Annotated in this window: 26 protein-coding genes; 19 read left to right on the top strand and 7 right to left on the bottom strand. The window is 43.6% G+C overall.

Annotated features, from left to right (window positions below; all coding sequences use genetic code 11):
* Window positions 1-175: 175 nt before the first annotated feature.
* A complete protein-coding gene (locus HFV01_RS15735) occupies window positions 176-1,801 on the bottom strand; it encodes a mechanosensitive ion channel family protein (protein WP_006626136.1) in 1,626 nt (541 codons plus the stop codon).
* Between the two features lie 176 nt (window positions 1,802-1,977).
* Between HFV01_RS15735 and HFV01_RS15730 the strand changes: the two genes are divergently transcribed.
* The 4 genes from HFV01_RS15730 (at window position 1,978) to HFV01_RS15715 (ending at window position 5,585) form a co-directional block, all read left to right on the top strand.
* On the top strand, window positions 1,978-2,622 hold the full coding sequence (locus HFV01_RS15730) for a histidine phosphatase family protein (protein WP_035760232.1): 645 nt from the start codon (window positions 1,978-1,980) through the stop codon (window positions 2,620-2,622).
* 40 nt (window positions 2,623-2,662) lie between these two features.
* Entirely contained in the window at window positions 2,663-3,427 is a 765-nt protein-coding gene (locus HFV01_RS15725; protein ID WP_006626134.1) for a YebC/PmpR family DNA-binding transcriptional regulator, read from the top strand.
* 55 nt (window positions 3,428-3,482) lie between these two features.
* Complete coding sequence (locus HFV01_RS15720; RefSeq protein WP_006669261.1) at window positions 3,483-4,493, top strand: aspartyl protease family protein; 1,011 nt, start codon at window positions 3,483-3,485, stop codon at window positions 4,491-4,493.
* A 219-nt stretch (window positions 4,494-4,712) separates the two neighbouring features.
* Window positions 4,713-5,585, top strand: coding sequence for an S-methyl-5'-thioadenosine phosphorylase (locus HFV01_RS15715; protein WP_006626132.1), 873 nt, complete (start codon window positions 4,713-4,715; stop codon window positions 5,583-5,585).
* Between the two features lie 70 nt (window positions 5,586-5,655).
* Here the strand turns inward: HFV01_RS15715 and HFV01_RS15710 are convergent, their stop codons facing one another.
* Together HFV01_RS15710 and HFV01_RS15705 are read right to left on the bottom strand one after the other, a co-directional pair.
* Window positions 5,656-6,231 carry a Uma2 family endonuclease gene (locus tag HFV01_RS15710; protein WP_006626131.1) on the bottom strand — a complete coding sequence of 192 codons (576 nt, stop codon included), beginning with the start codon at window positions 6,229-6,231 and terminating at the stop codon, window positions 5,656-5,658.
* A gap of 30 nt (window positions 6,232-6,261) precedes the next feature.
* The gene (locus HFV01_RS15705; protein ID WP_008050269.1) at window positions 6,262-6,837 is read right to left on the bottom strand and encodes a Uma2 family endonuclease; all 576 of its coding nucleotides are present in this window, start codon (window positions 6,835-6,837) and stop codon (window positions 6,262-6,264) included.
* 189 nt (window positions 6,838-7,026) lie between these two features.
* Between HFV01_RS15705 and HFV01_RS15700 the strand changes: the two genes are divergently transcribed.
* Window positions 7,027-8,490 carry a serine/threonine protein kinase gene (locus HFV01_RS15700; protein WP_006626129.1) on the top strand — a complete coding sequence of 488 codons (1,464 nt, stop codon included), beginning with the start codon at window positions 7,027-7,029 and terminating at the stop codon, window positions 8,488-8,490.
* A 70-nt stretch (window positions 8,491-8,560) separates the two neighbouring features.
* Here the strand turns inward: HFV01_RS15700 and msrA are convergent, their stop codons facing one another.
* Window positions 8,561-9,220 carry a peptide-methionine (S)-S-oxide reductase MsrA gene (msrA, locus tag HFV01_RS15695; RefSeq protein WP_006626128.1) on the bottom strand — a complete coding sequence of 220 codons (660 nt, stop codon included), beginning with the start codon at window positions 9,218-9,220 and terminating at the stop codon, window positions 8,561-8,563.
* A 44-nt stretch (window positions 9,221-9,264) separates the two neighbouring features.
* Window positions 9,265-10,113, bottom strand: a complete 849-nt coding sequence (rsmI, locus tag HFV01_RS15690) for a 16S rRNA (cytidine(1402)-2'-O)-methyltransferase (RefSeq protein ID WP_035759690.1) — start codon at window positions 10,111-10,113, stop codon at window positions 9,265-9,267.
* Window positions 10,114-10,280: 167 nt separating this feature from the next.
* On the opposite strand from rsmI, the gene HFV01_RS15685 reads away from it, so the two are divergent.
* Window positions 10,281-10,835 (top strand): DUF1269 domain-containing protein, encoded by a 555-nt coding sequence (locus tag HFV01_RS15685; RefSeq protein WP_006626126.1) that lies wholly within the window; start codon window positions 10,281-10,283, stop codon window positions 10,833-10,835.
* Between the two features lie 173 nt (window positions 10,836-11,008).
* Window positions 11,009-11,854: an SPFH domain-containing protein gene (locus tag HFV01_RS15680; protein ID WP_006626125.1), complete on the top strand. Its 846-nt coding sequence runs from the start codon at window positions 11,009-11,011 to the stop codon at window positions 11,852-11,854.
* Between the two features lie 19 nt (window positions 11,855-11,873).
* On the opposite strand, the gene HFV01_RS15675 is transcribed toward HFV01_RS15680, so the two are convergent.
* Complete coding sequence (locus HFV01_RS15675) at window positions 11,874-12,296, bottom strand: hypothetical protein (protein ID WP_006626124.1); 423 nt, start codon at window positions 12,294-12,296, stop codon at window positions 11,874-11,876.
* 129 nt (window positions 12,297-12,425) lie between these two features.
* Here HFV01_RS15675 and HFV01_RS15670 point away from each other — a divergent pair, with 129 nt between their 5' ends.
* From HFV01_RS15670 to HFV01_RS15655, 4 genes are all read left to right on the top strand, one after another.
* Entirely contained in the window at window positions 12,426-14,252 is a 1,827-nt protein-coding gene (locus HFV01_RS15670; RefSeq protein ID WP_006669256.1) for a S8 family peptidase, read from the top strand.
* Between the two features lie 99 nt (window positions 14,253-14,351).
* A complete protein-coding gene (locus tag HFV01_RS15665) occupies window positions 14,352-14,573 on the top strand; it encodes a hypothetical protein (RefSeq protein WP_006626122.1) in 222 nt (73 codons plus the stop codon).
* A 27-nt stretch (window positions 14,574-14,600) separates the two neighbouring features.
* A complete protein-coding gene (locus tag HFV01_RS15660) occupies window positions 14,601-15,683 on the top strand; it encodes an ABC transporter substrate-binding protein (protein ID WP_006626121.1) in 1,083 nt (360 codons plus the stop codon).
* Window positions 15,684-15,693: 10 nt separating this feature from the next.
* A complete protein-coding gene (locus HFV01_RS15655; RefSeq protein WP_006669255.1) occupies window positions 15,694-16,791 on the top strand; it encodes an ABC transporter ATP-binding protein in 1,098 nt (365 codons plus the stop codon).
* Here the strand turns inward: HFV01_RS15655 and HFV01_RS15650 are convergent.
* Window positions 16,788-17,456 carry a rhomboid family intramembrane serine protease gene (locus HFV01_RS15650; protein ID WP_006669253.1) on the bottom strand — a complete coding sequence of 223 codons (669 nt, stop codon included), beginning with the start codon at window positions 17,454-17,456 and terminating at the stop codon, window positions 16,788-16,790. The genes HFV01_RS15655 and HFV01_RS15650 overlap by 4 nt on opposite strands.
* Before the next feature lie 248 nt (window positions 17,457-17,704).
* Between HFV01_RS15650 and HFV01_RS15645 the strand changes: the two genes are divergently transcribed.
* From HFV01_RS15645 to HFV01_RS15610, 8 genes are all read left to right on the top strand, one after another.
* On the top strand, window positions 17,705-17,872 hold the full coding sequence (locus HFV01_RS15645; protein WP_193520197.1) for a hypothetical protein: 168 nt from the start codon (window positions 17,705-17,707) through the stop codon (window positions 17,870-17,872).
* A gap of 570 nt (window positions 17,873-18,442) precedes the next feature.
* Window positions 18,443-20,329, top strand: a complete 1,887-nt coding sequence (locus tag HFV01_RS15640; protein WP_006626116.1) for a DUF6798 domain-containing protein — start codon at window positions 18,443-18,445, stop codon at window positions 20,327-20,329.
* A 224-nt stretch (window positions 20,330-20,553) separates the two neighbouring features.
* A complete protein-coding gene (locus tag HFV01_RS15635) occupies window positions 20,554-20,835 on the top strand; it encodes a glycosyltransferase family 39 protein (protein WP_006626115.1) in 282 nt (93 codons plus the stop codon).
* 9 nt (window positions 20,836-20,844) lie between these two features.
* Window positions 20,845-21,825 carry a hypothetical protein gene (locus HFV01_RS15630; protein ID WP_046321362.1) on the top strand — a complete coding sequence of 327 codons (981 nt, stop codon included), beginning with the start codon at window positions 20,845-20,847 and terminating at the stop codon, window positions 21,823-21,825.
* Window positions 21,826-22,233: 408 nt separating this feature from the next.
* Window positions 22,234-22,962, top strand: a complete 729-nt coding sequence (locus tag HFV01_RS15625) for a Uma2 family endonuclease (protein WP_108614944.1) — start codon at window positions 22,234-22,236, stop codon at window positions 22,960-22,962.
* 66 nt (window positions 22,963-23,028) lie between these two features.
* Entirely contained in the window at window positions 23,029-23,715 is a 687-nt protein-coding gene (locus HFV01_RS15620; protein ID WP_006626112.1) for a Uma2 family endonuclease, read from the top strand.
* Between the two features lie 66 nt (window positions 23,716-23,781).
* Window positions 23,782-24,552, top strand: a complete 771-nt coding sequence (locus HFV01_RS15615; RefSeq protein ID WP_193520196.1) for a Uma2 family endonuclease — start codon at window positions 23,782-23,784, stop codon at window positions 24,550-24,552.
* Window positions 24,553-24,618: 66 nt separating this feature from the next.
* The gene (locus tag HFV01_RS15610) at window positions 24,619-25,410 is read left to right on the top strand and encodes a Uma2 family endonuclease (protein WP_108614941.1); all 792 of its coding nucleotides are present in this window, start codon (window positions 24,619-24,621) and stop codon (window positions 25,408-25,410) included.
* Window positions 25,411-25,441 lie beyond the last annotated feature (31 nt).

The following is a 25,441-nucleotide window of genomic DNA, read 5'->3' as shown; positions in this document are numbered from 1 at the left end:
CATAAAAATTTGAGTTTGTCAAGATTGTTTGGGAAAAAATTTGAGGAATCTTCAAGGGACTAGAAGGGACTAAGGATGAGACCCGGTGGCTGAGTCTGGTGGTCTGGTGGTTGGGAATGGGAACATATATACATCAACTCCTGGTGGGGGGTGATCTGAAGGGGATTTGATATGACTATTGGTTTTTGGTCCCTAGGATTTTTTTGATAAATGCTTCCAACTCTGGGGATAACTCGAGGGGAACCTGACCTCGAATATGTAGATCCCGCTGAGGAAAGGGAATTTCAATATGGCGTTGTCGGAAGAACGCGTCAATTTGATAGTATAAATCGCTTTTAATGATAACTTGGCGGTTGGGATAGCGAGTCCAAACCCGCAGTTCAAAATTTAGGGAGCTGTCGCCAAAACCTTTAAATAAAACTTGGGGGGAAGGAATGGTTAATACATCAGAATTTGCTTGGGCGACATCTAGGAGGCTTTTTCGCACCAATTCTACATCGGAACCGTAAGCGACCCTAAGGGGAAGTCGTAAACCGGAGAGGGAGTTATCATGATCCCAGTTAATTAATTCGGATTCTAAAAATCGGGAGTTAGGAACAATAATAGACACTCTATCTAAGGTTTTAATGACGGTACTACGAGCGCCGACCCTTTCAACGGTTCCTTGATATTCTCCGACTTCAATAAAGTCTCCAATTTGAATTGGTCGCTCGAATAATAAGACTAAACCACTACCGAAATTTTTGGCGATATCCTGGAACCCAAAACCAATCCCGACACCGAATGCACTAGCTAGGATGGTGAGAGAACTAAGGTTTAAACCCCAAACTTGGAGGAGAACAATAGTACCAATAGAGATTAAGGAATATTTAACTATGACGGCGATGACTTCCTGAGCGCCTCGACCAATTCCGGTGGCTTCTAAAATACGCGATCGCAGAACATCAGCCAATAATTTTGCGCCCAAAACTAATGCCCATAATAGGAGTAATAAAACCAACAGATCAGGGATGGAGTAAGATTTATTGTCTAGGTTAATAATATCGGAAGTCAAGGTAGCCAGGAGAGTTCCCCGAATTTGATAACTCCATTGTCTAGTTATGGGGAATTGATTGGCTATATAAATAATAATAGCCAGCCATAAGCCGAATCTGACACTACCGAGAGTCAAGTTAATAAATATTTCGAGACTATGATGATACTTTTTTTGGTCTTCTGGGGATAATTGAGATTGGGGCAAAAAAGATGATAAAATTGAGCGGAAATAATATTTCCAAATTTTGCCTAAAATCCAATGAATAAATATGGCTAATAATAAAATTGTTAATGAACGTAATAAGGCGCTTCTCATAAACTCGCTAGTGCGCTCTCTTTGACCGCGATTAATAGCCAACTGAATTTGACGTTGCCAGATTTGTGCTTGTTCGAGAACATGATTACCCGCGTCGGTATCTCGTTCGGTAACAGTCAATAAATATCCATCATTTAGCCAAAGAGTTGGTAAAATATCATTAGTCCTAAGTGTGACTTCTATGGGGATAGGTGAACGAGCAGCTTCTAGAATTTTGGATTCAATGAGATTAGCCCGAAACTGCGCCGGATATCCTTCAGCATTACTAACTTTGAGTATGAGTCGCCCATCGAGGATGACGGGAGCGGTTTGAGAGTCTAAATTCATACCAAACCTATCTTGGCTATGGGCTGGATGTGCGGAAAAAATAGCGAGTAATACCGCGATTATGAAACCGATAAAGAAAGCTAATGTATAAGTGGCTTTACGAGTGAAAGAGCGATGTAGCACGGCTGTTATAGGATTTTTATTAAACTAGGTAGGAATAGGGAAACCCTGTAGTAAATATTAGCGCTAATTTTCAAATCCGGTGGCTAGTTTACGATCGCCACTAAGTTGGCTAAGGTTGTCAGGTGGCCGAAAATCGGTATGATAGGGTAAGTTTTTTTGACATTACTACCCTAATCATGACTCAAACCGTTTGGATCGCTAGACACGGAAACCGGATTGATTTTGTCAATCCTGAATGGTTTAATACCGCAGAACGTCGTTATGACCCTCATCTGTCCCCGGACGGCTTGGTTCAGGCTAAACAATTAGCTAGACGACTGGTGGGGGAAGGAATCACCCAAATTTTCTCATCGCCATTTCTGCGGACGGTTCAAACTACGGAGGCGTGCGCCAAAACCCTAGACCTACCTATCAAATTAGATTGGGGACTGGGAGAATGGCTAAATCCTGAATGGATGAAGGAAAGCCCGGAAATTCTCCCGCTGGAAACTCTGAGGGCTAAATTTCCGCGCATTGATACCACTTACCCCATGGGAACACCGAAGTATCCAGAAACTTGGGAGGAATGTTTGATGCGTACTAAAGAGGTGGTACAGCGTCTGATGGCGGCTTATCCAGATGATAACTTATTATTAATAGGACATGGTGCGTCAGTTTTAGGGACCGCAATGGGGCTAATTCCTACCCTACAGGAAACGGATATTCATGCGAGTTTATGCTGTTTGGTTAAATTAGTGCATAAACAAGGAGAATGGGTGATGGAACTTAATGGGGATACTTCCCATCTTAGTGACACTGAAGAGGAGATCCGTTTTCATTAATACTGAGTTTTTTGAGATTTGCAAAAATTGTTGATTAGGTATGGCTGGACACAGTAAATGGGCGAATATTAAACGCCAGAAAGCTAGGGTTGATGCGGTTAAAGGTAAGGTTTTTACGAAAATTTCTCGGGAAATTATTGTGGCGGCGCGACAAGGTGCTGATCCGGGGGGAAATTTTCAGTTAAGAACAGCTATTGAGAAGGCGAAAGCGGCAGGTATTCCTAATGAAAATATCGAAAGGGCGATCGCTAAAGGCTCCGGGACTTTTTCGGAGGGGTCGCAGTTGGAGTCTATCCGATATGAGGGTTATGGTATCGGTGGCGTGGCGGTTTTAATTGAGGGATTAACGGATAACCGGAACCGGACGGCGGCGGATCTGCGATCGGCTTTTACTAAGAATGGGGGAAACCTGGGGGAAACGGGTTGTGTGAGTTGGATGTTTGAACAAAAGGGGGTTGTAACTTTGGCGGGTCCTATTGATGAGGAGAAGTTGTTAGAGGCTTCTGTGGAAGGGGAGGCTGAGTCCTACGAGTTGACTCCTGTTGATGATACTGATGGGGTGGAAGTGTTTACAGTGGTGGAAAATTTGGAACATTTGAATCAGGTTTTAGATGATTTTGGGTTTCGGGTGGTGGAAGCCGAATTGCGTTGGATTCCTAGCAATATTGTGGAGATTGATGATGTGGAAAAAGCCCGATCGCTCATGAAGTTAATGAATGCTTTGGATGATTTGGATGATGTGCAAAATGTGACGGCTAATTTTGAGATGTCTGATAGTTGCTATGAGATGCTTTATGGTGCTTAATCGGCAATAATTAAGTAAGAATAAGTTGCTAAAAAAAGGTTGGGTGAGATGGTAAATGGGTAAATTATGGGATGGTTTGGGGGTAATATGTATAGTGGGTTTAACTACTGCTACTGTGGCGGTGGGGGCGGTGGGGGCGGTGTTCCCGTCGTTAAAATCTGGGTGGGATTTAAGGGCGATCGTCCAGTTGGAAGGGCTGAATTTACCCCGTCCTCAAACTACGGGAGAAAGCCAGGTTTCTCTGCATCCGATTGAGGGTAGTCAGGTGTTTGCGGTTGATGTGGAAATCGGGGAAAGTAGGGGGGGCTTTTTGTTTGATACGGGCGCTTCTACTACTATGGTGGGAAGTCCCTTAGTCGCCGATTTGGGATTGGTGGGAGAGGAAATTTCAGGCGATCGCGTTAAGTCAGCAGTAGCGGGTGATGATTGTCCAGAGATGGATGCAACTTTACATCGTCTTCCTACTCTGAAAATGGGGGAAGCACAGGTGATGGATTTACAGGTTTTGGAATTTGCTAATAAGACAATTCCTGATGGCTTATCTGGGGTGTTGGGAATGGATGTTTTGGCGGAATTTGATCTGATCGTAAATCCTGAAACTAGACAGCTTCAGCTTTTGTCACCCTCTCCTCTTCCCCCACATTTATCGGCGACGGCGATACCTTTAAAAAGTCGTTTGGGGGTCATGTTAGCAGAGGTGGCGATCGCTGATCGGGGGTCGTTTACTTTTATGTTGGATACCGGGGCTGATACTATCTTTATTTCCGAAGATTTAGCCGATCGCTTGGAAATCGATCCAGCATCCCGTAGTCCTGTCCAGGTTTTGGGATTTTGTGGGTTAGAGGCGGCGACCCTATCAACCCTCACCACGGTGGAATTAGGAACCCATAAACTGACCAATTTAGAAGCCGTTATTTTGTCCTCTCCCTCCGTTTTGGATATGTTAGAAGTTGATGGAATTTTGGGACCAACTTTTTTTAACAATTATCAACAATATTGGCGGTTTGATAGGCGATCGACATCATCAGAATGGGGCGGTAGTTTACTATTAAATCCCTATAGATAGGTTAAATCAAGCTGCTATAGCCATGGTTTTAATGATTTTCTAATCACCGAGAGAGACTAATAGTATTATATCGCAAGTTGGTGTAATCAGCAAACCTCTGATTATTAATTGTTAAGAGTTGGTGGCGATAGGACTCCCCCAAAATTGGCAAGTTTCAGATAATCTTAAACAAGTTCCGCTACAATATCTTGAGTAATATCATCAATAGGGAATGCAATTATGACCCAGGCGAAAATTGGCATTATTGGCGGCAGTGGTCTTTATCAAATGGAAGCCCTCACCGACTTAGAAGAAGTCCTAGTTGAGACACCCTTTGGGTCTCCCTCTGATCTGGTTATTTTAGGAACCTTAGAAGGGATGAGGGTAGCTTTTCTGGCGCGTCATGGACGAGATCATAAACTTCTTCCCAGTGAGTTACCTTATCGGGCGAATATTTACGCCATGAAAAGTTTGGGAGTCGAATATATTATTTCCGCCTCCGCTGTCGGTTCTCTGAAAGCTGAGGTTAAGCCTTTAGATATGGTAATTCCTGACCAATTTATTGACAGGACAAAAAACAGAATTTCGACTTTTTTTGGGGATGGAATTGTCGCCCATATTGGTTTTGGTCATCCGGTTTGTAACCAGTTGGCTGCTGTTGTCGGTGATGCGATATCCGCTTTGAATTTCCCAGAAGTAACCCTACACAGAGGCGGAACTTATATTTGTATGGAAGGACCCGCTTTTTCCACCCAAGCTGAGTCTAATTTGTATCGAAGTTGGGGGGGGACTGTAATTGGTATGACTAATTTAACAGAAGCCAAACTCGCACGGGAAGCTGAAATAGCCTATGCTACATTAGCCTTAGTAACTGACTATGATTGTTGGCATCCCGACCATGATCATGTAACCGTTGATTTAGTGATTGATAACCTCAAGCATAATGCAGTTAATGCCCAAAAAGTAATTCAGGAAACCGTTAAACGACTCTCTCAAAATATGCCAGAGTCCGAGGCACATTCTGCCTTAAAATATGCCATTCTTACTCCTTTAGCAAAAGTACCACAACCTCGAAAACAACAGCTTCAGTTACTGTTGAAAAAGTATCTTTAAGTTATCCTGAGTAGCTTGGGGCTAAATTATTAACAGGTTTTTAGCCCCGCCAGGACTTACCTATGGTTAATTAAGAACCGGGATTAAACACTTGAGATGCTGTTAAATCAAGCTGTCTAAATTGGGGTGATATGATTAAATTATCTCCCGCAAAAACTCCGATTTCTGTGTAGCCAGTTTCGGTGATTTCTAAAACTAGGATGGTTTGAGTTTGGGGGTCAACTATCCAATATTCGGGAATGGCTAAATCTTGATATTGTATTCTTTTGGCTACATAGTCTCTATCTCTTTGTAACTCTCCAGGACTCACTACTTCTATGACTAATAAAGGTGGTAACATCGACAGGCGAATGGTATTACGTTGGGAGAGTTGCTCAATATGTTCTGGTCGAATAATGGTTAAATCTGGATAACGATTTTTGGGTTCACCTCTCACTTCTAATTCTAATCCTTGACCTCGGACGCGACGATAGCCGACAATAGCAGCAAATTGAATTAGTAAAAATGTGGCTATTTCAATATTTAAACCTGATTCTGGAGGCATTTCTATGAGTTCTCCGTTGAATAATTCATAGAGTTTTTCGGAAGCATCATGATAAGATAAATATTCATCAAAACTTTGAAATCTGGGTTTGGCTTCTAGCATAAGATGAACTCCTTTAACTAATAGGGTTAATTAAGAACCGGGATTAAACACTTGATATGCTGTTAAATCAAGCTGTCTAAATTGGGGTGATATGATTAAATTATCTCCCGCAAAAACTCCGATTTCTGTGTAGCCAGTTTCGGTGATTTCTAAAACTAGGATGGTTTGAGTTTGGGGGTCAACTATCCAATATTCGGGAATGGATAAATCTTGATATTGTATTCTTTTGGCTACATAGTCTCTGTCTCTTTGTAACTCTCCAGGACTCACGACTTCTATGGCTAATAAAGGTGGTAACATCGACAGGCGAATGGTATTACGTTGGGAGAGTTGCTCAATATGTTCTGGTCTAATAATGGTTAAATCTGGATAACGATTTTTGGGTTCGCCTCTCACTTCTAATTCTAATCCTTGACCTCGGACTCTATCTGTTCCTATCATCAAAGCAAAAACCAAAAACAGACGATTAGCAATTTGTATATTTAAACCTGATTCTGGGGGCATTTCTATGAGTTTTCCGTTAAATAATTCATAGAGTTTTTCGGAAGTATCATGATAAGATAAATATTCGTCAAAACTTTGAAATCTGGGTTTGGCTTGTAGCATGATATGAACTCCTTTGTATTTGTAGTGGTAAGCATGAATGGTTAAGAAGGATTTTACTATAATTTCGCCCTAGGATAATTATAACAGGTCAAATGGTGTAGTTTACTTGATGATACTAGATTTGGGAAGCACAAATATCTACATTTATGGCAGAATAGTTATAGCACCCTGTTTGAAGATTATGTATCAATGTTATCAACTGAGACTATTCTAGCCGATCGCTTTCAACTCCGGGAATCCCTAAACAGTAACCCAGTCCGCCAAACCTGGTTAGGGCGAGATCTCCAAAGGCGCGATCGCGTGGTAATTAAACTATTAGCCATGGGAAATGGTATGCAATGGGATGATGTGAAACTCCTAGAAAGGGAAGCAGAAGTTCTCCAACGACTCGACCATCCTCGTCTAGTGCGTTACCGGGATTATTTCTCGGTTGATGACCAGAATTTATGGTTTGGTTTAGTCACAGAATATTTACCCGGTGTATCCCTGAAGCAAAAACTAGAATCTGGATACACTTTTAGTCGTCCAGAAGTTTTGTGGATCGCGACAGAAGTTTTAGAAATTCTCAGTTATTTACATCAATTTGCGCCGCCAATTTTGCACCGAGACATTAAACCAAGTAACTTAATTTGGGGTGAAGATAACCGCATATATTTAATTGATTTTGGTTCGGTACAGATTCAATTTCCCACCCCTGGCGCGACTTTTACGGTGGTGGGAACTTTAGGTTATACACCCATTGAACAATTTGGCGGTCAGTCAACGACGGCTTCTGACCTTTATGCGTTAGGGATGACGTTAGTACATTTATTAACAGGTTGTCCTCCGGCTGATTTTCCCCAAGAAAGTTTTAGGGTAAAATTTCGCGATCGCATTCCCCCCAAAACAGATATCCGTTTAATCACCTGGTTAGAATGTCTGACAGAACCCCTACCAGAAAACCGTTTTCCTAGTGCTGATGACGCATTATTAGAGTTACAAAAACTCAATTTTCGGGCATTAATTGCACCCGCCACAGAGTCAAATATCAACTTATCCCAAACTGATGATCAATTGACAATTCAAATTCCCTGTCGGTTTTCCCTGCAATTTATTCGCCCTATGCGCCACACAGCTAAATGGTTAGTAGCCACGACTAAGGAAAAGTTAAATAATCTGAATATTCTAGTGAAGTCGGGGGTATTTGTATCGATAATCATCACTTTAATAATCTTGGAAAAGCTACCGATACCCACCGGAAAAATCGCCCTATTTTTATTAGAAGTTATCGCGGCACTGCCATTAATTGGGTTAATTTTAGCTATGCCGGTCAGTCTGATATTTCTAGTAGCTATCCTGACATCTGGGGAAAAATATTTCGAGAGAATTAGCCTAAACTTTGATAGTAGCACCTATGAAATATGCTGGCATTCCTCGGCTTTCACTCGCCGCCAGAGGGGGAAACTTTCTTATATCCAAGAAATTAATCCTTTATGTCTACAGGATAGCGAAGGCAATTTTCACCACAGCTTAGAAATTGTGACTCAAGAACCGTTATTTTTTGTATTTTCTCGCCGTCGCACCTACCGTATCGGACAGCAACTACAGGAAGCAGAAGTTAAGCATATTCAACAGGAAATCAGCCATTGGATAGGCCATCAAAATCATGGATAATTGAGGGAGGCAAATAAATAGTGCGTCCGACTGATGTTTGAGTCGGACGCACCGTAGGAAATTCAGGGGATTAAACGGAAGTTTCGGTCATAGCGGGACATCCCACACCAGTGCCACCTAAACCACAATAACCATTGGGATTTTTGCCTAGGTATTGCTGATGATAGGCTTCAGCATAATAGAATTCCTGGGCGGGAGCAATTTCTGTGGTAATCTCACCGTAACTCGCGGCGGAGAGTGCTTGTTGATAGCGATCGCGAGAAGCCAAAGCTAGGCGTTGTTGTTCGTCTGAATAGGTATAAATAGCGGATCGATATTGAGTTCCGGTATCATTACCCTGGCGCATTCCCTGGGTGGGGTTATGGCTTTCCCAGAAGAGTTTGAGTAAATCAGTATAACTGATCACTTTGGGGTCAAATACCACCAATACCACTTCTGTATGACCAGTCATACCGCTGCAAACCTCTTCATAGGTGGGATTTTTGGTATATCCTCCCGCATAGCCTACAGCGGTGCTAAACACGCCCTGCTGTTGCCAGAATTTCCGTTCAGCGCCCCAAAAGCAGCCCAAACCAAAAACGGCTTGTTCCATGCCTTCGGGAAAAGGGGGTTTAAGGGGGTTCCCATTGATATAGTGGCGATCAGGAACTGACATGACTCGATCGCGTCCAGGAAGGGCTTCTTCTGGCTTAGGGAGAGATTTTTTCTTGCCGAATCCGAATAGTACCATGATATTTTGTGGATTTTGTCTTAACGTTACTTTACATTTTAGTGTTATTGGTCAGCAAGGGTAAGGGCGAGTTGATAAATTTGGCGACGGGACAGTGATAAATTTTCGGCTAACTGGCGACTGGCTTGCGATCGCGACAGTCCCTGCTGTAGTAACTGTTGTAATTGCGCGAGGATATCTTCCTCTGACAGGGTGGGGGTTGTGGGTGTAACTGGTGCGATCGCAATAGTTAATTCTCCTCGGACTTCCCTGTTTTGGTAATATTCCGCCGCCCCCCCCAGGCTACCGCGCCAAAATTCCTCATGGAGTTTGGTTAATTCCCGCGCGATCACCACACCATGATCGTCGCCCAAAATATCGATTAAATCGCTCAAAGTCTGTCGCAGTCGGTGGGGAGACTCATATAAAATCATGGTCCGACACTGGGAACGCAAGGCTTCTAGGCGTTTTTGGCGGTCTTTACCTTTGGCGGGTAAAAAGCCTTCAAACACAAAGCGATCGGTTGGTAGTCCCGACCCACTCAGTGCGGTTAAACAGGCGCTAACACCAGGAATGGGAACTACAGGAACACCAGCTTCGATACAGGCTTGTACCAACTCGGTACCGGGGTCAGAAATTCCCGGCATTCCCGCATCAGTTACTATAGCGATCGCACTTCCACCATTAAGGCGATCGATTAATTCAGGAAGCCGACGGCTTTGGTTATGTTGATGGTAGCTAATTTGGGGCGTTTCAATCTGAAAGTGATGTAGTAATTTCCCGGTGTGGCGGGTATCTTCCGCCGCAATGAGATCCACGGATTTTAAAGTCTGCAAAGCCCGAAATGTTATATCATCTAGGTTCCCTATGGGAGTACCAACAATATATAGGGTTCCCATTTGTAGATGTGTCATTGAACGTTATCGTTATTTGGGGAGTCCGTTAGAGATATTTGGCGGGCAGGTCAAACAGGCCCTGATGACCACTTACTCTCCTTGGCTGAAACTATTGTACTGTGATTGTCTCCATTGTGCTAGAGTTGGTCATATTTTAGTTAACTCTTCTACAGGAGCCAAATCACATGACCTCAATCGAAACCCCTACAACTCTAATTGTTGCTGCATATAATGACAAAAATCAAGCCAAGGAAGTTCTGAAAGTCCTTAAAGATATGCAGCGCGCTGGCATTATTTTGATTGTTAATGCGGCGGTCATGGTCAAGAATGAAAAAGGCAAAGTTTCCATTAGTGAAACCGGAGACACTGGCCCGCGTGGGGGTGCAATTATGGGGGGTATCACCGCTGGATTAATTGCTTTATTTAATCCCATTGGTGCTTTAGGCGTAATTGCTATGACTGCTGGCGGTGCGGGTGTTGGGGCTTTAGTTACCCACTTTATTGATTTGGGTTTCCCCCAAGAAGACCTCAAGGATTTATCGGAGTCTTTAACCCCTGGTAGTTCTGCTTTAATTGCTTTGGTAGAACAAACTTGGGTAGAAAAGGTATGTGAGGAATTGGCGAAATTTGAGGGAAAACTTTATCGCCGTGCTATTAAAGAAGATATTGCGGCTCAGTTAACAGAAACAGCTAAAACTGTTGAGGTGGAACCGGAAACCGAGTCGGAGTCAAATCAGTAAATTATCCATCTCACTCACCAGAGACTTGAGAAGTTACCTAAAAGTTAACAGTAAATATGGTAAATGTTAAGTGGATATATTTACTGTTAGCCAAAATTGTGCTATAATCAATGGCAGGGTGTGACTGGATAGGTTAAACTAACTTTAAAATTATCAGATAAATGTGAGGTTCTATGGCTCAGTATATCCTCGCGCTATTGATTTCGTTAGGCATTGGATTTGGGGTAAATTCCTCAATTAGAATTATCAGTGATGGAGACGAAGCATTAGTGGCTCGGTTAGGGAAATATAACCGAACTCTGAAGCCTGGCTTACAGTTTGTGATCCCGGTGATTGAAAAAATAGTACACTATGATACTTTGCGGGAGAGGCTGTTAGATATTCCCAAACAAGAGGCAATTACTAAAGATAATGTTCCCCTAACCATTGATGCTTTAGTGTTTTGGAAAATCCAAGATATGCGAAAATCCTTCTATGACATTCAGGGAGTAGAAGATGCGATCGCTAATTTAGTAACTACCACTTTGCGGGCGGAAGTGGGATTAAGAAATATGGAGGATATGTTTTCCTCTATTAATGAAATTAATACCGCACTGCTGCATAGCCTAGCCGAAAAAACGGTAAATTGGGGAGTGCAAGTAGTACGGGTTGATTTACAAAGCATTGAACCTCCGGCTAAGGTGAAATTAGCCATGGAGGCTCAAAGGGCTGCCGAGAGTCAAAAAAAGGCTGATATCAGTATAGCAGAAGGTAAAGCCGCATCAATTAAAGTCTTAGCAGAAGTGCTGAACCTAGATCCAAACAGTCGAGAATTTTTACAGTTTTTAATTGCTAAACAGTTCGTAGACGCTAATCAACAAATTAGCATGAGTGAGAATGCCAAAGTAATATTTATGGACCCGTCCCAATTAACGGAAGCCCTCACCGGACTAATAGACCAGGATATGTCAAGAGTTGAGTCCCAGGCGGCTATGAGAGCAAAACTATTCTCTAAGGGAAATAGTCAGCCGAAAGAATAGTAATCATGAAGCCGGGAAATTAGGCGTTAATTTTCTGCCAAGTGTCCTGCAAATATTGGCACCACTGGGCGGCGAGGGAAAGTTGCGTAAAGGGAACACGGATCGGGTCAGGTTCATCTTGCAGGATAAATTCTAACTCGACGGATTTTCCTTTTTGGGGGAGTTGATCGAGGCTGACAGATTTATGATCCACCAATAGCCATATTGACTGAACATCCCGGAGAGAAAAAGTTTGTAAGTTAACGGGACCGTGGCGAGTGGGTTTACCCCAGGTCAGTTGGTCGCCACTGTGACCTAAGACCGCATAGATATCATATTTGGCTTGATCAAATTTTTCGGCCCACGGCTTATAGGCTTCTAACTTCTGATATTCATTCCACCCAGACCAGGCGAGTCCAATAAACACAGCCAGCAGGGGAAGCCACAGTAATCCTCGTTCCATAATTTATCTGATTTGAGCGTTTAATACGAATTTAGAATCTTCGAGATACAATAGAGTCACCAATTTGATGATTTGTCTGGTCGGTAACTGACCGTTGGACGAATTAGCCGTTAACTATGGCAAAAACCCATGAAAAGATTTCTACTACTTTGCCTATTCCTGCTTGGGTTGGGCTGGGCGGTGTCTAACTTCACTGGCTTGGCTACCCAAGGCACATTCGATTCGATTGTACTAGATTTTCGGGAAGATTTGACTCAAACGGAAATAGCCGATCGCATTAGAACGATCGCCGATCAGTATCAAGTAGTTCCTCAGTTAAACAGTAAATTCTCAAAGGACGATAACATTTATGTGGTTCGTGGCGATCGCGATCTACTCAGATCCCTAAGAAAATCTTTCCGCCAAGACACAGAAGCGATCGAACCTAACTTTATTTACAGCATTGACACTCAACCCATGAATGTGGGGGCGATTATTTGGGGTGACTCCAACAACTTTCCCAACGACCCCCTCTACGGTAAACAGTGGAATTTACGCAGCATCAATGTAGAGGAAGCCTGGAAAGAAACCCAAGGAGAAGGGGTGACCGTCGCGGTCATTGATACCGGAGTCAGTCGGGTTCCCGATTTAAAAGATACCGAATTTGTCCCCGGTTATGACTTTGTGAATAACCGCCGGGAAGCCTCCGATGATAACGGACATGGAACCCATGTAGCCGGAACTATTGCCCAATCCACCAACAATGGCTATGGGGTGGCAGGTATTGCCCACCGCGCCAAAATCATGCCCTTAAAAGTCCTCTCAGCCGGTGGTGGTGGCACAATTTCCGACATTGCAGAGGCGATTAGATTTGCGGCTGACAATGGCGCTGATGTCATTAACATGAGTCTCGGTGGTGGCGGCGAAACTCAATTGATGAAAGATGCGATCGACTACGCCTATAACAAGGGTGTAGTAATTATTGCAGCCGCTGGTAACTCTGGAGAAAATGCCGCAGCTTATCCCGCCCGTTATCCCAGAGTGGTCGCAGTTTCTGCCCTCGACTCTACCGGAAACAAAACCCCCTACTCTAATTTTGGCGCAGGTGTGGATATTTCTGCCCCCGGCGGCTTGACCCAAGGCGGCAATGAAGATGGAGGCATTCTCCAGGAAACCATTAACCCCGACACAGGCGGCTCAACCTTTGCCGCTTTTCAGGGGACCAGTATGGCTTCCCCCCATGTGGCTGGAGTGGCGGCTTTAATTCGCGCCACCGGGGTTGATAGCCCTGATGAAATTGTAGCCATTCTCAAAGAGTCCTCCCGTCAAGTGGCGGAAGACCCCTTTAATCATTTTGGCGCTGGTCATTTGGACGCTGCTAGTGCTGTACAAGTGGCGCTGCGGGGACAAATTTCCTTCCGTGACTTTTTCCGCTGGCTGCGGGAAAGTGGTTATCTGAGTCCGCGTTTCTGGATTGATGGCGGTGCGGTGGCTTTATTGCCCAAAATTGCCATGGTTTTGGGGTCCTATTTATTGGCTTGGTTCCTCCGCAATTATTTCCCCTTCCGCTGGGGTTGGTCTATGGCTGGCGGTTTGATAGCCGGAAGCAGTGGTCTATTTTTATTGCGGGGTCTGTATATCTTTGATTTGCCTCAATGGCCGATGCGGGTTATGGGTAGTTCTTTACCTGAACTTGGCGGCGCAATTCAGGGTAGCAGTATCTTGAATCCTGTGTTTGCTAGTGTATTGATTCCGGCGGTTTTGGTGGTACTATTCCTCGGTCATCCAGAATGGAAGTGGCTGGCGATCGGTACTACTATTGGCGTGGCTAGTTTTTTGGTGATCAGTGCCTTTATTTCCCCAGCCGTTTGGGGTCTGGGAAGTGGTGCGATCGCCCGTGGTTTCTTGGTGATTAACGCCCTATTATGTATCGGTTTGGCGAGTTTAGCCTTGAAGTCGGAAACGACGATCGCTTAACTATTAGCACCTTGACTTCTATTTCCCCTCTGCTATGTCGGTGGAGGGGAATTATTCGGAATCTATCAAGTTTTTGACATCATTGGAGGGTGACTCAATATGACTATCACTGTTGAAGGTGTTGTGGAAAAAAAAGGTTTTGGGACGGGGACTTGGGCGCTGGTTAGTGCTGAACAAACCTATGAGTTGAAGGATGCACCCCCGGAGTTACAGCAGTCGGGGAAAAAGGCGATCGTTCAGGGGATTATTCGCGAAGATGTGATGACTCTGGCGATGATTGGTCCGGTTTTACAGGTGGAGTCTTTTCAGACGCTATCTTAGGGTTAATTTAGGAGAGATGACTAGAAAATGAAGCGACTGTTAACGTTAATATTACTGTTTGTATTGGGTGTGATTTTGCCTTGGGGTTGTGCGGCTACCAGTCCTGATGGGTCTCTGACTGGGACAGGTTCACAGAATGTTCTCAATATCTATAACTGGTCAAGTTATATTGACCCACAGGCGATCGCTCAATTTGAACGAGAATATAACGTTAAAATTAACTATGATACCTACGATAGTGGGGAAAGTATGTATGCCAAACTACAAGCCGGCAATCCGGGTTATGATGTGGTATTTTCCCCCGATTATATGGTAAAAATTATGGTTAATCAGGGAATGTTACAACCTCTCGATTTGGCGAGGATTCCTAATATTATCCATCTCGACCCACAGTTTGCTAACCCTCCCTATGACCCCGGAAATCAATATAGTATTCCCTATCAGTGGGTGACTTTGGGAATAGGTTATAACATTGATAGAGTCGGGGAAAATATTAACAGTTGGTCTCAATTATTTGACCCTAATTTTGCCTCCAGGGTTTCCCTATTAGATGATATGCGACACACCATGGGAGCGGTATTAATTTATTTGGGTTATGATCCTAATACTACTAATCAAAATGAAATTTTTGCCGCTAGGGATTTCTTAATTCAAAATAGTTCTCATATCACCGCCTTTGTTCCTGATACTGGTCAAAATCTCCTTAATCAAGGTGAGGTTGATATGACTATGGAATACAGCGGCGATATCTTTCAAGTAATGCAAGAAAATCCTAGGTTGCGTTATGCAATTCCTCAAGAAGGCACAATTATTGGTATGGATAATATGGTCATTCCTACAGGCGCACCTAACCCGGATCTGGCTTTGAAATTCATTAATTTTATCATGGAACCGGAAATTAGTGCCCAAATCTCCAATTTTATTAACTATGGTTCCCCTAATAAAACGGCGATCGCTGAAAAGTTGATTAAACCAGAAAATTTGGCAAATCCTGGTATTTATCCCCCCCCCGAAGTTTTTGCGAAACTCAGATATTTGGAAGATGTCGGAGAAGCTACCATCTTTTATGATCAAGCCTGGACAGAGGTTAAGTTGGGTGTAGGGTCTTAATTTAGCTACTATGAATCATGCGGTTGAACTCGTCAATGTTTCTAAGACCTTTCGGGGGAGTAAGCATCGAGATTTTTTAGCAGTCAATGACTTAAATTTACAGATTCGAGATGGGGAGTTTTTCTCCCTCCTCGGACCTTCTGGCTGTGGGAAAACTACCACATTAAGAATGATTGCTGGGTTTGAATTACCTACCACCGGAGAAGTTTATATTCACGGTCAAGCTATGGGTAAGCGACCTCCCTTTCACCGTCCGGTTAATACTGTATTCCAACATTATGCTTTGTTTCCTCATTTGACTGTCGCCCAAAATATCGCCTTTGGACTGGAGATGGAAAATTTACCCTCTGCGGAAATTAGCGATCGCCTCTCTCAGGTGTTGGAGTTAGTCAAATTAACCGAAATGCGCGATCGCTATCCTCGTCAGCTATCCGGGGGACAGCAGCAGCGCGTCGCCTTAGCTAGGTCTCTAGTTAAACAGCCAGAGGTTTTATTATTTGACGAACCTTTAGGCGCTTTAGACATGAAATTGCGGAAACAAATGCAACTGGAACTTAAACAAATGCAGCAACGTATCGGAATTACTTTTATTTATGTTACCCACGACCAAGAAGAAGCCCTAACTATGTCCGATCGCATTGCTATTATGAACCAGGGAGAGATTCAACAGGTCGGAACTCCTATCGAAATTTACGAGTATCCAAAAACTAGATTTGTCGCTGATTTTATTGGGGAGAGTAACTTCCTCACCGGACGGGTTATACAAATTAATAATGAACAGCAAACCGTGTTAGTTGATGAATCTCTACCTATTCAAATTGCCGCCGAACATAGTCTTTCTGTTGGACAAATTGTAACATTAGTAATTAGACCCGAAAAAATTACTCTATATCCAGCCAAGTCTGTTCATATTCCCAGTTGGTCTGGACTCTTGGAAGAAAGGGTTTATATTGGTACTGATACCCGCTACAAAGTTAAACTATCCCCCAACTGTTATGTTATGGTCAGAGTCCAAAATTGGCATCGAGATGACCTCCAAAGATACCAGCCAGGTCAACAGGTTGAAGTGTTTGTATCTCCTGAAAGTATTGGGGTTCTGGAATCTTAGTTATTTGCACCTCCTCTTGAGGAAAATAACCCCAGTATCGGCGCAAGAATTATACCAAAAATAAACCCTCCCGCATGAGCCCAATAAGCTACCCCCCCGACTTCTTCTCCCGTAGCTGTATCTATATTAGCAGTAGAAGTCCCGGCAATAAATTGGAATGCAAACCATAAAATTAGGAAGAAATAAGCCGGAAGCCTCATGGGAATAAACGGGAAAAATGGGAATATTACTAATAATTTTGCCCGGGGAAAGCGAATTAAATAGGCTCCTAAAACTCCGGCGATCGCTCCACTTGCTCCCAACAATGGTATGATAGAATCAGGGGAGGAAAACCCTTGAATCAACGCCGCTGCTATTCCGCATAGTATATAGAAAATCAAAAACTTGAAATGACCTAAACAATCTTCAATATTATTGCCAAAAATACTCAGAAACAACATATTTCCCACAATATGACCAATACCACCGTGCATAAATTGCGAGGTAATTAGAGTCAACCAAGCTGGAAAAGTAAATGTCGCTGCTGGTATATCAGATGGACAACTTTGGGCGAGTTGACAGGGTATAAATGCACCAGTATAGATAATTTTTTCTACTTGTTCAGGCTCGGAAAAAATCACCAGAAATTGTAGTGCAAAAACTATCAGATTGATAATAATTAACACCTTGGTTACCCAAGGGTTAATCTGAGTTGGGTTATCATCATGAATGGGAATCAGGGGAGAGTACCTCTTAATTGATATACATTACATCTGCGATTATACCATTTTTGATATATGACCCGGACTCTATCCCCAGGGGTATAATTAACCCATAATGGACATATCACCACTTAGCCTCCCCTAACCCTTATCTGGTAGGAGTTACAGCTAAGTTGGTATCTGATGCGATCGGCACAATTTCAGTGGGAAAGATGCAAGTTTTCGCTAAAATGCAACCGATCGCATTTTTTTTTGACAATTTGGGGAGCAAAAACTATCCTAGTGTAGTCAATAGACTTGGGATTCTACAATTTGTAGAATGGAATATACTATGGCTGTCGGTCAAAGCGATCGGCGGCTTTTCTCAAGTTAGAGGGTAAAGAGGATTTGAGTAAGTCATGATACTATTATACGAACAGCACTGGAGCATGAAAACCTTGTCTCAAGAGAGCAAGGATGAAAGGCGACACGGGTACTTTAGTGCCCGTCAGCCCAAGACCTGATCAACTCTCGAACAACATCGCTGTTTGACTTGACACGCTTACTAGATAAATGCTACACAGATTGAGCGTGGCTCAAGGTAACCAACCACTTAAAAAACCTTGTTGCCTCAAGGCGTACACTGAACCTTGACAATTGAATCTATGCGGTTCTGCTGCATTGTTCTAGCTTCCTCCTTCGAGCAGGTAAAAGATTCACAGGAACTAGAGAAATCAGTTTTTGAGGTATATTTGCTTCAATCTAAACAGGATTGGCAGAAATGCAACTACGGTAGGGCATACCGAAAGTAACGCTTGGGGAGAGTCCCACCTCTGGGCTAGACGACGCCAGGAATCTAGTTTAAGTGGTCTCGGTGAGCCAAGAATCCCCGTCTCTTCAGAGCGGGGAGTGTCAAAACTCGGTAATTTCACAGTTGCCCCAAAATTTATATAAGATTTCTCAGGTGTACTATGAACCTCAGCCCTAGACTTCGGGGATGGCAACTAGGGGCGATCGCTTTTTTATTAATAGGCGCAACTCTAGTTTTTTATGGCTATGAACTAGGATCAGCTAATCTCCGTAATCAACTACCAGCCATAGCTTTTCTGGTAGATACTCATCTTTACCCTCGCGATTTTTATGTACAGGAAATGGTGGAATTTAACCCCCGTTTTTTTTATTACCATTTAATAGCTTTCCCGGCTAAGTTAGGATTGAGTATTGCCGGAATTATCTGGGTTTATTATATCATAGCATTTACCAGTTTTATGCTGGCTTTATATGCGATCGGCAAAATTTTCCTATCCGACTCTATATCCCCAAGTATTCTGGTATTTTTAGGCTTAACCGCCGCCAATGGAACTATTGGTTTTACCAATTTATTTCGCCAAGAACCCATCCCCGCCGTCTTAGCTATGGGTTTAGCCATTTGGGGGATTTACTATAGTTTTCGCAGTCGTTGGATTATCGGATATAGCCTATTTGGTTTAGCCATTTTACTGCAATTTTTAATAGGTTTTATTCCTGGAATATTATTTATTCCGATTATGGCTATAAAAAAAATTAATGATAATAAATCCAGTAAATCGATAATCATCGGATTAATAATTTGGCTAATTTTTGCCGCCTGTGTATATGTTCCTATGAAGTTATTATCAGAAACTGACAGCCAGATAATTACCCCGGAAAAATTCATTCATTTATACGCTTATATTCGCCATCCCCATCATCTAATTTATTCCCAGTTTGGTTTAAGGGGTTGGTTAAATTTTATCGGTTTCGTGATTTCTGGGTTAATTATGATGCGGACTTCATCCATATTAAAAGCCGAGCAAAAAACCAATTTACAAATCCTCTTAATTTTCGGTTTAGCATTATTATCTATGGGTTATATTTTTGTAGAAGTGATTCCCGTGGCGACCTTCGCTAAACTACAATTAGCGCGCACCAGTCCTTTTATACAACTACTAGGATTAATAGCGATCGCTCTTTGGGTGAAACAAGCATATCGAACCGGAAATATCCCCCTAGGCTGTTTATTAATTAGCATATCTGTAATTAAAAATAGTGGGATTGTCTTATTAATTGTAGCCATCACCCTAGGAATATCATTAAATTATAGTTCACAACTCAAAAAAACCTGGATAATTGCTGTATTAACAGGATTAATTTTAGGAATATCAATTATGCTATGTTCCTATTTTGGGGTGATCATAGCCCTGATGTATTTAGGTTTTTTAATTAGACAAAATCACCCAGCTATTAAATCTCCATGGATTAACTATAGTTCAGTATTTTTGCTCATCTTAACCCTAGTGTTAAATTATCACTATCACCTATTTTTAGGATTCACCCTAGCTTCCCCAATTATTACCTGTAAAACTAGACTGCCAAAACCACTAAAATTGTCGATATTATCACTATTAATAATTACCGGAATATGGTCGATACCACATCGGCTAAAAATCACCGCCACACCCCACCAACCAGTCGAAATTTTAGCCCAGCGTTTTCAACAGCAAAGTTCCCCAAATGCCCTAGTTTTAGTTCCCCCTTCCGATGACAAATTCCGTTTCTACTCTCAACGTTCGGTCCTCTGGTCTTTTAAAAGTTTTCCGTTTACAGATAGGGGTATAATAGAATGGGAAAAACGGATGCAAAGCATCACAGGAATCGTCCATCAATCACCCAGCGTTTTAGATGAACAATATCGCCAAAAATCAGCATCAGAATTGATAGCAGTAGCCCGAAGTTTTGACGCTGATTATATTCTGACCCGCCGAGACTGGCATCCTCAGCTAGAAGGAAAAATGATAGACCAAGCCGAAAACTGGGTAATTTGGCAAATACCTAGGTAGCGTAATATTGATAATACATAAACTCCGGTTTTAAGATATCATACATTTGATAACTATTTTGCCCAAATATTTATGAGTAATACTTCTGGTGTCATCCCCCCTTAAAAAAAGGCGATCGCATCTCCCCAAAGTGGATAATTGCCACCGTCCTATTTTTTCTAACCATTCTAACTAGACTCCCATTTCATACCCAATTCCCCCAGGGAGACGAGGGGCATTTTGCCATGGCAGTGTTAGAGTTTGATGTTAGCAAAACACAGCCGCAAATGCCAGGAATGTTTATCATTTTTATCTGGATGGCGCGATTTTTTCACCTATTTTTAGATGACCCTACCTTGAGTCTGGTAGCCGTTAATATCGTCGCCTCTGGGGTGACAGTAGCCGCCCTTTATCTATTAGCAAAAAGCTGGTATAATCATCAAGTAGGTTTATCTGTAGCCCTCCTAACTCTCACCAGTCCCCTGTTTTGGTATCACAGTGTAACTGCCTTTTCCCATACCCTATAATTTAGCTGGGTGGTGCTAATTATTGCCGCCGCTTATTTAACCAGTTTCGCAAATAGACCCGCCCTATTTACCCTAACTATATTGATGGGATTAGCCGGAGGTATTCGCCCTAGTACCCCATTTTTTATGTTGCCCCTAGCCCTGACTTCCCTATTTTTAGGATGGCGTTTTGGGTCTCCCAATTCGGGATATAGGTTCAAATTAACCGATGTATTTATAGCTGTAAGTTTGGGATTGGCAGCCGTGGCTGTTGGGTTTATTCCCTTAATTGCAAGTAGCGGCGGCTGGGATAATTATTGGCAATTAGTACAGGAATGGCTCCCCCTACATACAGAACGCAGAGACGCTGATTCTTTGGTGAAAATCTTTGACAATTTAATGGTTTTTATGAAAGAATATTTCCCCCTAATAGGTGTAGCCATTATTCCGATGTTGTGGATTTTGGTATGCGATCGCCAAGCTATTGCACACCTAATTCGGCGCGATCGACGCATTCAAACCCTGTCTTTATCTTGTGTTCCCGGAATGCTTTATTTTCTATTTGTACATCTGCGCCGCAAGTCTCAAACTTTTACAATTATGCCAGGAATTATGATGATGGCAGGTCTAACAATTGTATGGTTAGGAGACCGTTGGGAAAAACAAAAACCCGATTTGTTTATAACTATATCCGCCACTATACCCAAGCCTTTTCAGAAATCTGTCGTCTTCTCAGGTTGGGGGATAGTAACAGCGGCGATCGTCTGTGTAAATGGTTTATTTTTCCTCTTCGGTTCAGCGGGAATGCCTACCGCCCAGGATGTACGGGTGTTTAACCGCGATATAGGCGAGAGGATCGAGTTTGTGCGCGATCGCTTTTCCCCCGAAACCACCGTGGTTTTGACTCGCCATTACTATTATCGCCTGGTAGACCTATATTTATCTGACTACCAACAACAGGGTTTATCTCGCGATTTGGGACCAGAGGCGATCGTTCTCCCCCCCATGTAGAGACCTTGGTTTTGTTGGATAACCGCATTTTCCCAGACCCTACACAAACACCCGGTTTCCAAGCTCTGGAAATGCCTAGCGGAAACCCAATCCGCTATATAACCTGGTCTGAGGACTCCCAGTTACAACTGGGCGACCAGGGCGCTATACTCATCTATAAATCTAATTTCTAATTCACAGAAAAGCCGATAGATCGGCGCGGGTGGGTTGCCCAAATTAACTCAAGGGGCTCTACCCGTCTTTTCGCATCATCACCTTACCCTTGTAGCCTTGTAGGTTCGGTTTTCTTAATATTCCAGCTTACCTCGTATCTTGAGAAAGTAACACGAAACCCCCTCAAAAGAAAACTGCTATACTAGAAAACAGCTTCAGAGATTAGCCCGACTCATCTAGTCGGAGAAAATAACTATGGTTCAACAAGTTTCCCCAACCGTAATTTATCCAGACAGTGACGGACAGCCGATGGCAGAAAATACCCAGCAATTCCAGTGGATTGTGGTAATTAAAGAAAACTTAGAAATTTTGTTCGCCAATCGGCCTGATGTGTTCGTGGCGGGAGATTTACTCTGGTATCCGGTGGAAGGAGATAATAAAACCCGTCAAGCCCCCGATGCCATGGTAGCCATAGGCAGGCCGAAAGGTCATCGAGGTTCCTATCGGCAGTGGGAGGAAGATAATATAGCGCCCCAGGTGGTGTTTGAAATTCTCTCACCGGGGAATCGTTTGGCGGAGATGAACCGGAAATTTAAGTTTTATGAGCGTTATGGGGTGGAAGAATATTATATATATGACCCGGAGCGTTTGGATTTGGCGGGATGGCGGCGTGGTGAGAGTGAGTTAAAAATGATTGAGGAAATGTCTGGTTGGGTGAGTCCTCGCCTCCAGATTCGCTTTGAATTTCCGCCCACGGGTTTAGAGTTATATTATCCCGATGGTCGTCGTTTTTTGACTTCTGTAGAGTTACACCAACAAGCCCAAGCAGCACAGCAGCAAGCGGAAACGGCACAGCGACAAGCCCAAGAGTCAGAAGAACGGGCGCGGCGGGCGGAAGAAGAATTAGCGGCGGAAAAATTGCGATCGCAACGTCTCGCCGAACAGCTAAAACGCTTAGGCATTGACCCCGATTCAGCTTCCTGAGAAAACCGCTATACTAGAAAACAGCTTCAGAGATTAGCCCGACTCATCTAGTCGGAGAAAATAACTATGGTTCAACAAGTTTCCCCAACCGTAATTTATCCAGACAGTGACGGACAGCCGATGGCAGAAAATACCCAGCAATTCCAGTGGATTGTGGTAATTAAAGAAAACTTAGAAATTTTGTTCGCCAATCGGCCTGATGTGTTCGTGGCGGGAGATTTACTCTGGTATCCGGTGGAAGGAGATAATAAAACCCGTCAAGCCCCCGATGCTATGGTAGCCATAGGCAGGCCGAAAGGTCATCGAGGTTCCTATCGGCAGTGGGAGGAAGATAATATAGCGCCCCAGGTGGTGTTTGAAATTCTCTCACCGGGGAATCGTTTGGCGGAGATGAACCGGAAATTTAAGTTTTATGAGCGTTATGGGGTGGAAGAATATTATATATATGACCCGGAGCGTTTGGATTTGGCGGGATGGCGGCGTGGTGAGAGTGAGTTAAAAATGATTGAGGAAATGTCTGGTTGGGTGAGTCCTCGCCTCCAGATTCGCTTTGAATTTCCGCCCACGGGTTTAGAGTTATATTATCCCGATGGTCGTCGTTTTTTGACTTCTGTAGAGTTACACCAACAAGCGGAAGCGGCAGAAGAACGGGCGCGGCGGGCGGAAGAAGAATTAGCCGAGGAAAAAGTGCGATCGCAACGTCTCGCCGAACAGCTAAAACGCTTAGGCATTGACCCCGATTCAGCTTCCTGAGAAAACCGCTATACTAGAAAACAGCTTCAGAGATTAGCCCGACTCATCTAGTCGGAGAAAATAACTATGATTCAACAAGTTTCCCCAACCGTAATTTATCCAGACAGTGACGGACAGCCGATGGCAGAAAATACCCAGCAATTCCAGTGGATTGTGGTAATTAAAGAAAACTTAGAAATTTTGTTCGCCAATCGGCCTGATGTGTTCGTGGCGGGAGATTTACTCTGGTATCCGGTGGAAGGAGATAATAAAACCCGTCAAGCCCCCGATGCCATGGTAGCCATAGGCAGGCCGAAAGGTCATCGAGGTTCCTATCGGCAGTGGGAGGAAGATAATATAGCGCCCCAGGTGGTGTTTGAAATTCTCTCACCGGGGAATCGTTTGGCGGAGATGAACCGGAAATTTAAGTTTTATGAGCGTTATGGGGTGGAAGAATATTATATATATGACCCGGAGCGTTTGGATTTGGCGGGATGGCGGCGTGGTGAGAGTGAGTTAAAAATGATTGAGGAAATGTCTGGTTGGGTGAGTCCTCGCCTCCAGATTCGCTTTGAATTTCCGCCCACGGGTTTAGAGTTATATTATCCCGATGGTCGTCGTTTTTTGACTTCTGTAGAGTTACACCAACAAGCGGAAGCGGCACAGCAACAAGCGGAAGCCGCACAGCAGCAAGCCCAAGCAGCACAGCGACAGGCGGAAGCAGCACAGCAGCAAGCTCAAGAGTCAGAACAACTGGCGCGGCGGGCGGAAGAAGAATTAGCCGAGGAAAAAGTGCGATCGCAACGTCTCGCCGAACAGCTAAAACGCTTAGGCATTGACCCCGATTCAGCTTCCTGAGAAAACCGCTATACTAGAAAACAGCTTCAGAGATTAGCCCGACTCATCTAGTCGGAGAAAATAACTATGGTTCAACAAGTTTCCCCAACCGTAATTTATCCAGACAGTGACGGACAGCCGATGGCAGAAAATACCCAGCAATTCCAGTGGATTGTGGTAATTAAAGAAAACTTAGAAATTTTGTTCGCCAATCGGCCTGATGTGTTCGTGGCGGGAGATTTACTCTGGTATCCGGTGGAAGGAGATAATAAAACCCGTCAAGCCCCCGATGCCATGGTAGCCATAGGCAGGCCGAAAGGTCATCGAGGTTCCTATCGGCAGTGGGAGGAAGATAATATAGCGCCCCAGGTGGTGTTTGAAATTCTCTCACCGGGGAATCGTTTGGCGGAGATGAACCGGAAATTTAAGTTTTATGAGCGTTATGGGGTGGAAGAATATTATATATATGACCCGGAGCGTTTGGATTTGGCGGGATGGCGGCGTGGTGAGAGTGAGTTAAAAATGATTGAGGAAATGTCTGGTTGGGTGAGTCCTCGCCTCCAGATTCGCTTTGAATTTCCGCCCACGGGTTTAGAGTTATATTATCCCGATGGTCGTCGTTTTTTGACTTCTGTAGAGTTACACCAACAAGCCCAAGCAGCACAGCAGCAAGCCCAAGCAGCACAGCAGCAAGCCCAAGCAGCACAGCAGCAAGCCCAAGCAGCACAGCGACAGGCGGAAGCAGCACAGCAGCAAGCTCAAGAGTCAGAACAACTGGCGCGGCGGGCGGAAGAAGAATTAGCGGCGGAAAAATTGCGATCGCAACGTCTCGCCGAACAGCTAAAACGCTTAGGCATTGACCCCGATTCAGCTTCCTGAGAAAACCGCTATACTAGAAAACAGCTTCAGA

It is taken from the genome of Limnospira fusiformis SAG 85.79 (assembly GCF_012516315.1).
GTDB lineage: Bacteria > Cyanobacteriota > Cyanobacteriia > Cyanobacteriales > Microcoleaceae > Limnospira > Limnospira fusiformis.
The sequence above is the reverse complement of the archived record's forward strand: the minus strand, read 5'-3'. Positions and strand labels throughout refer to the sequence as shown.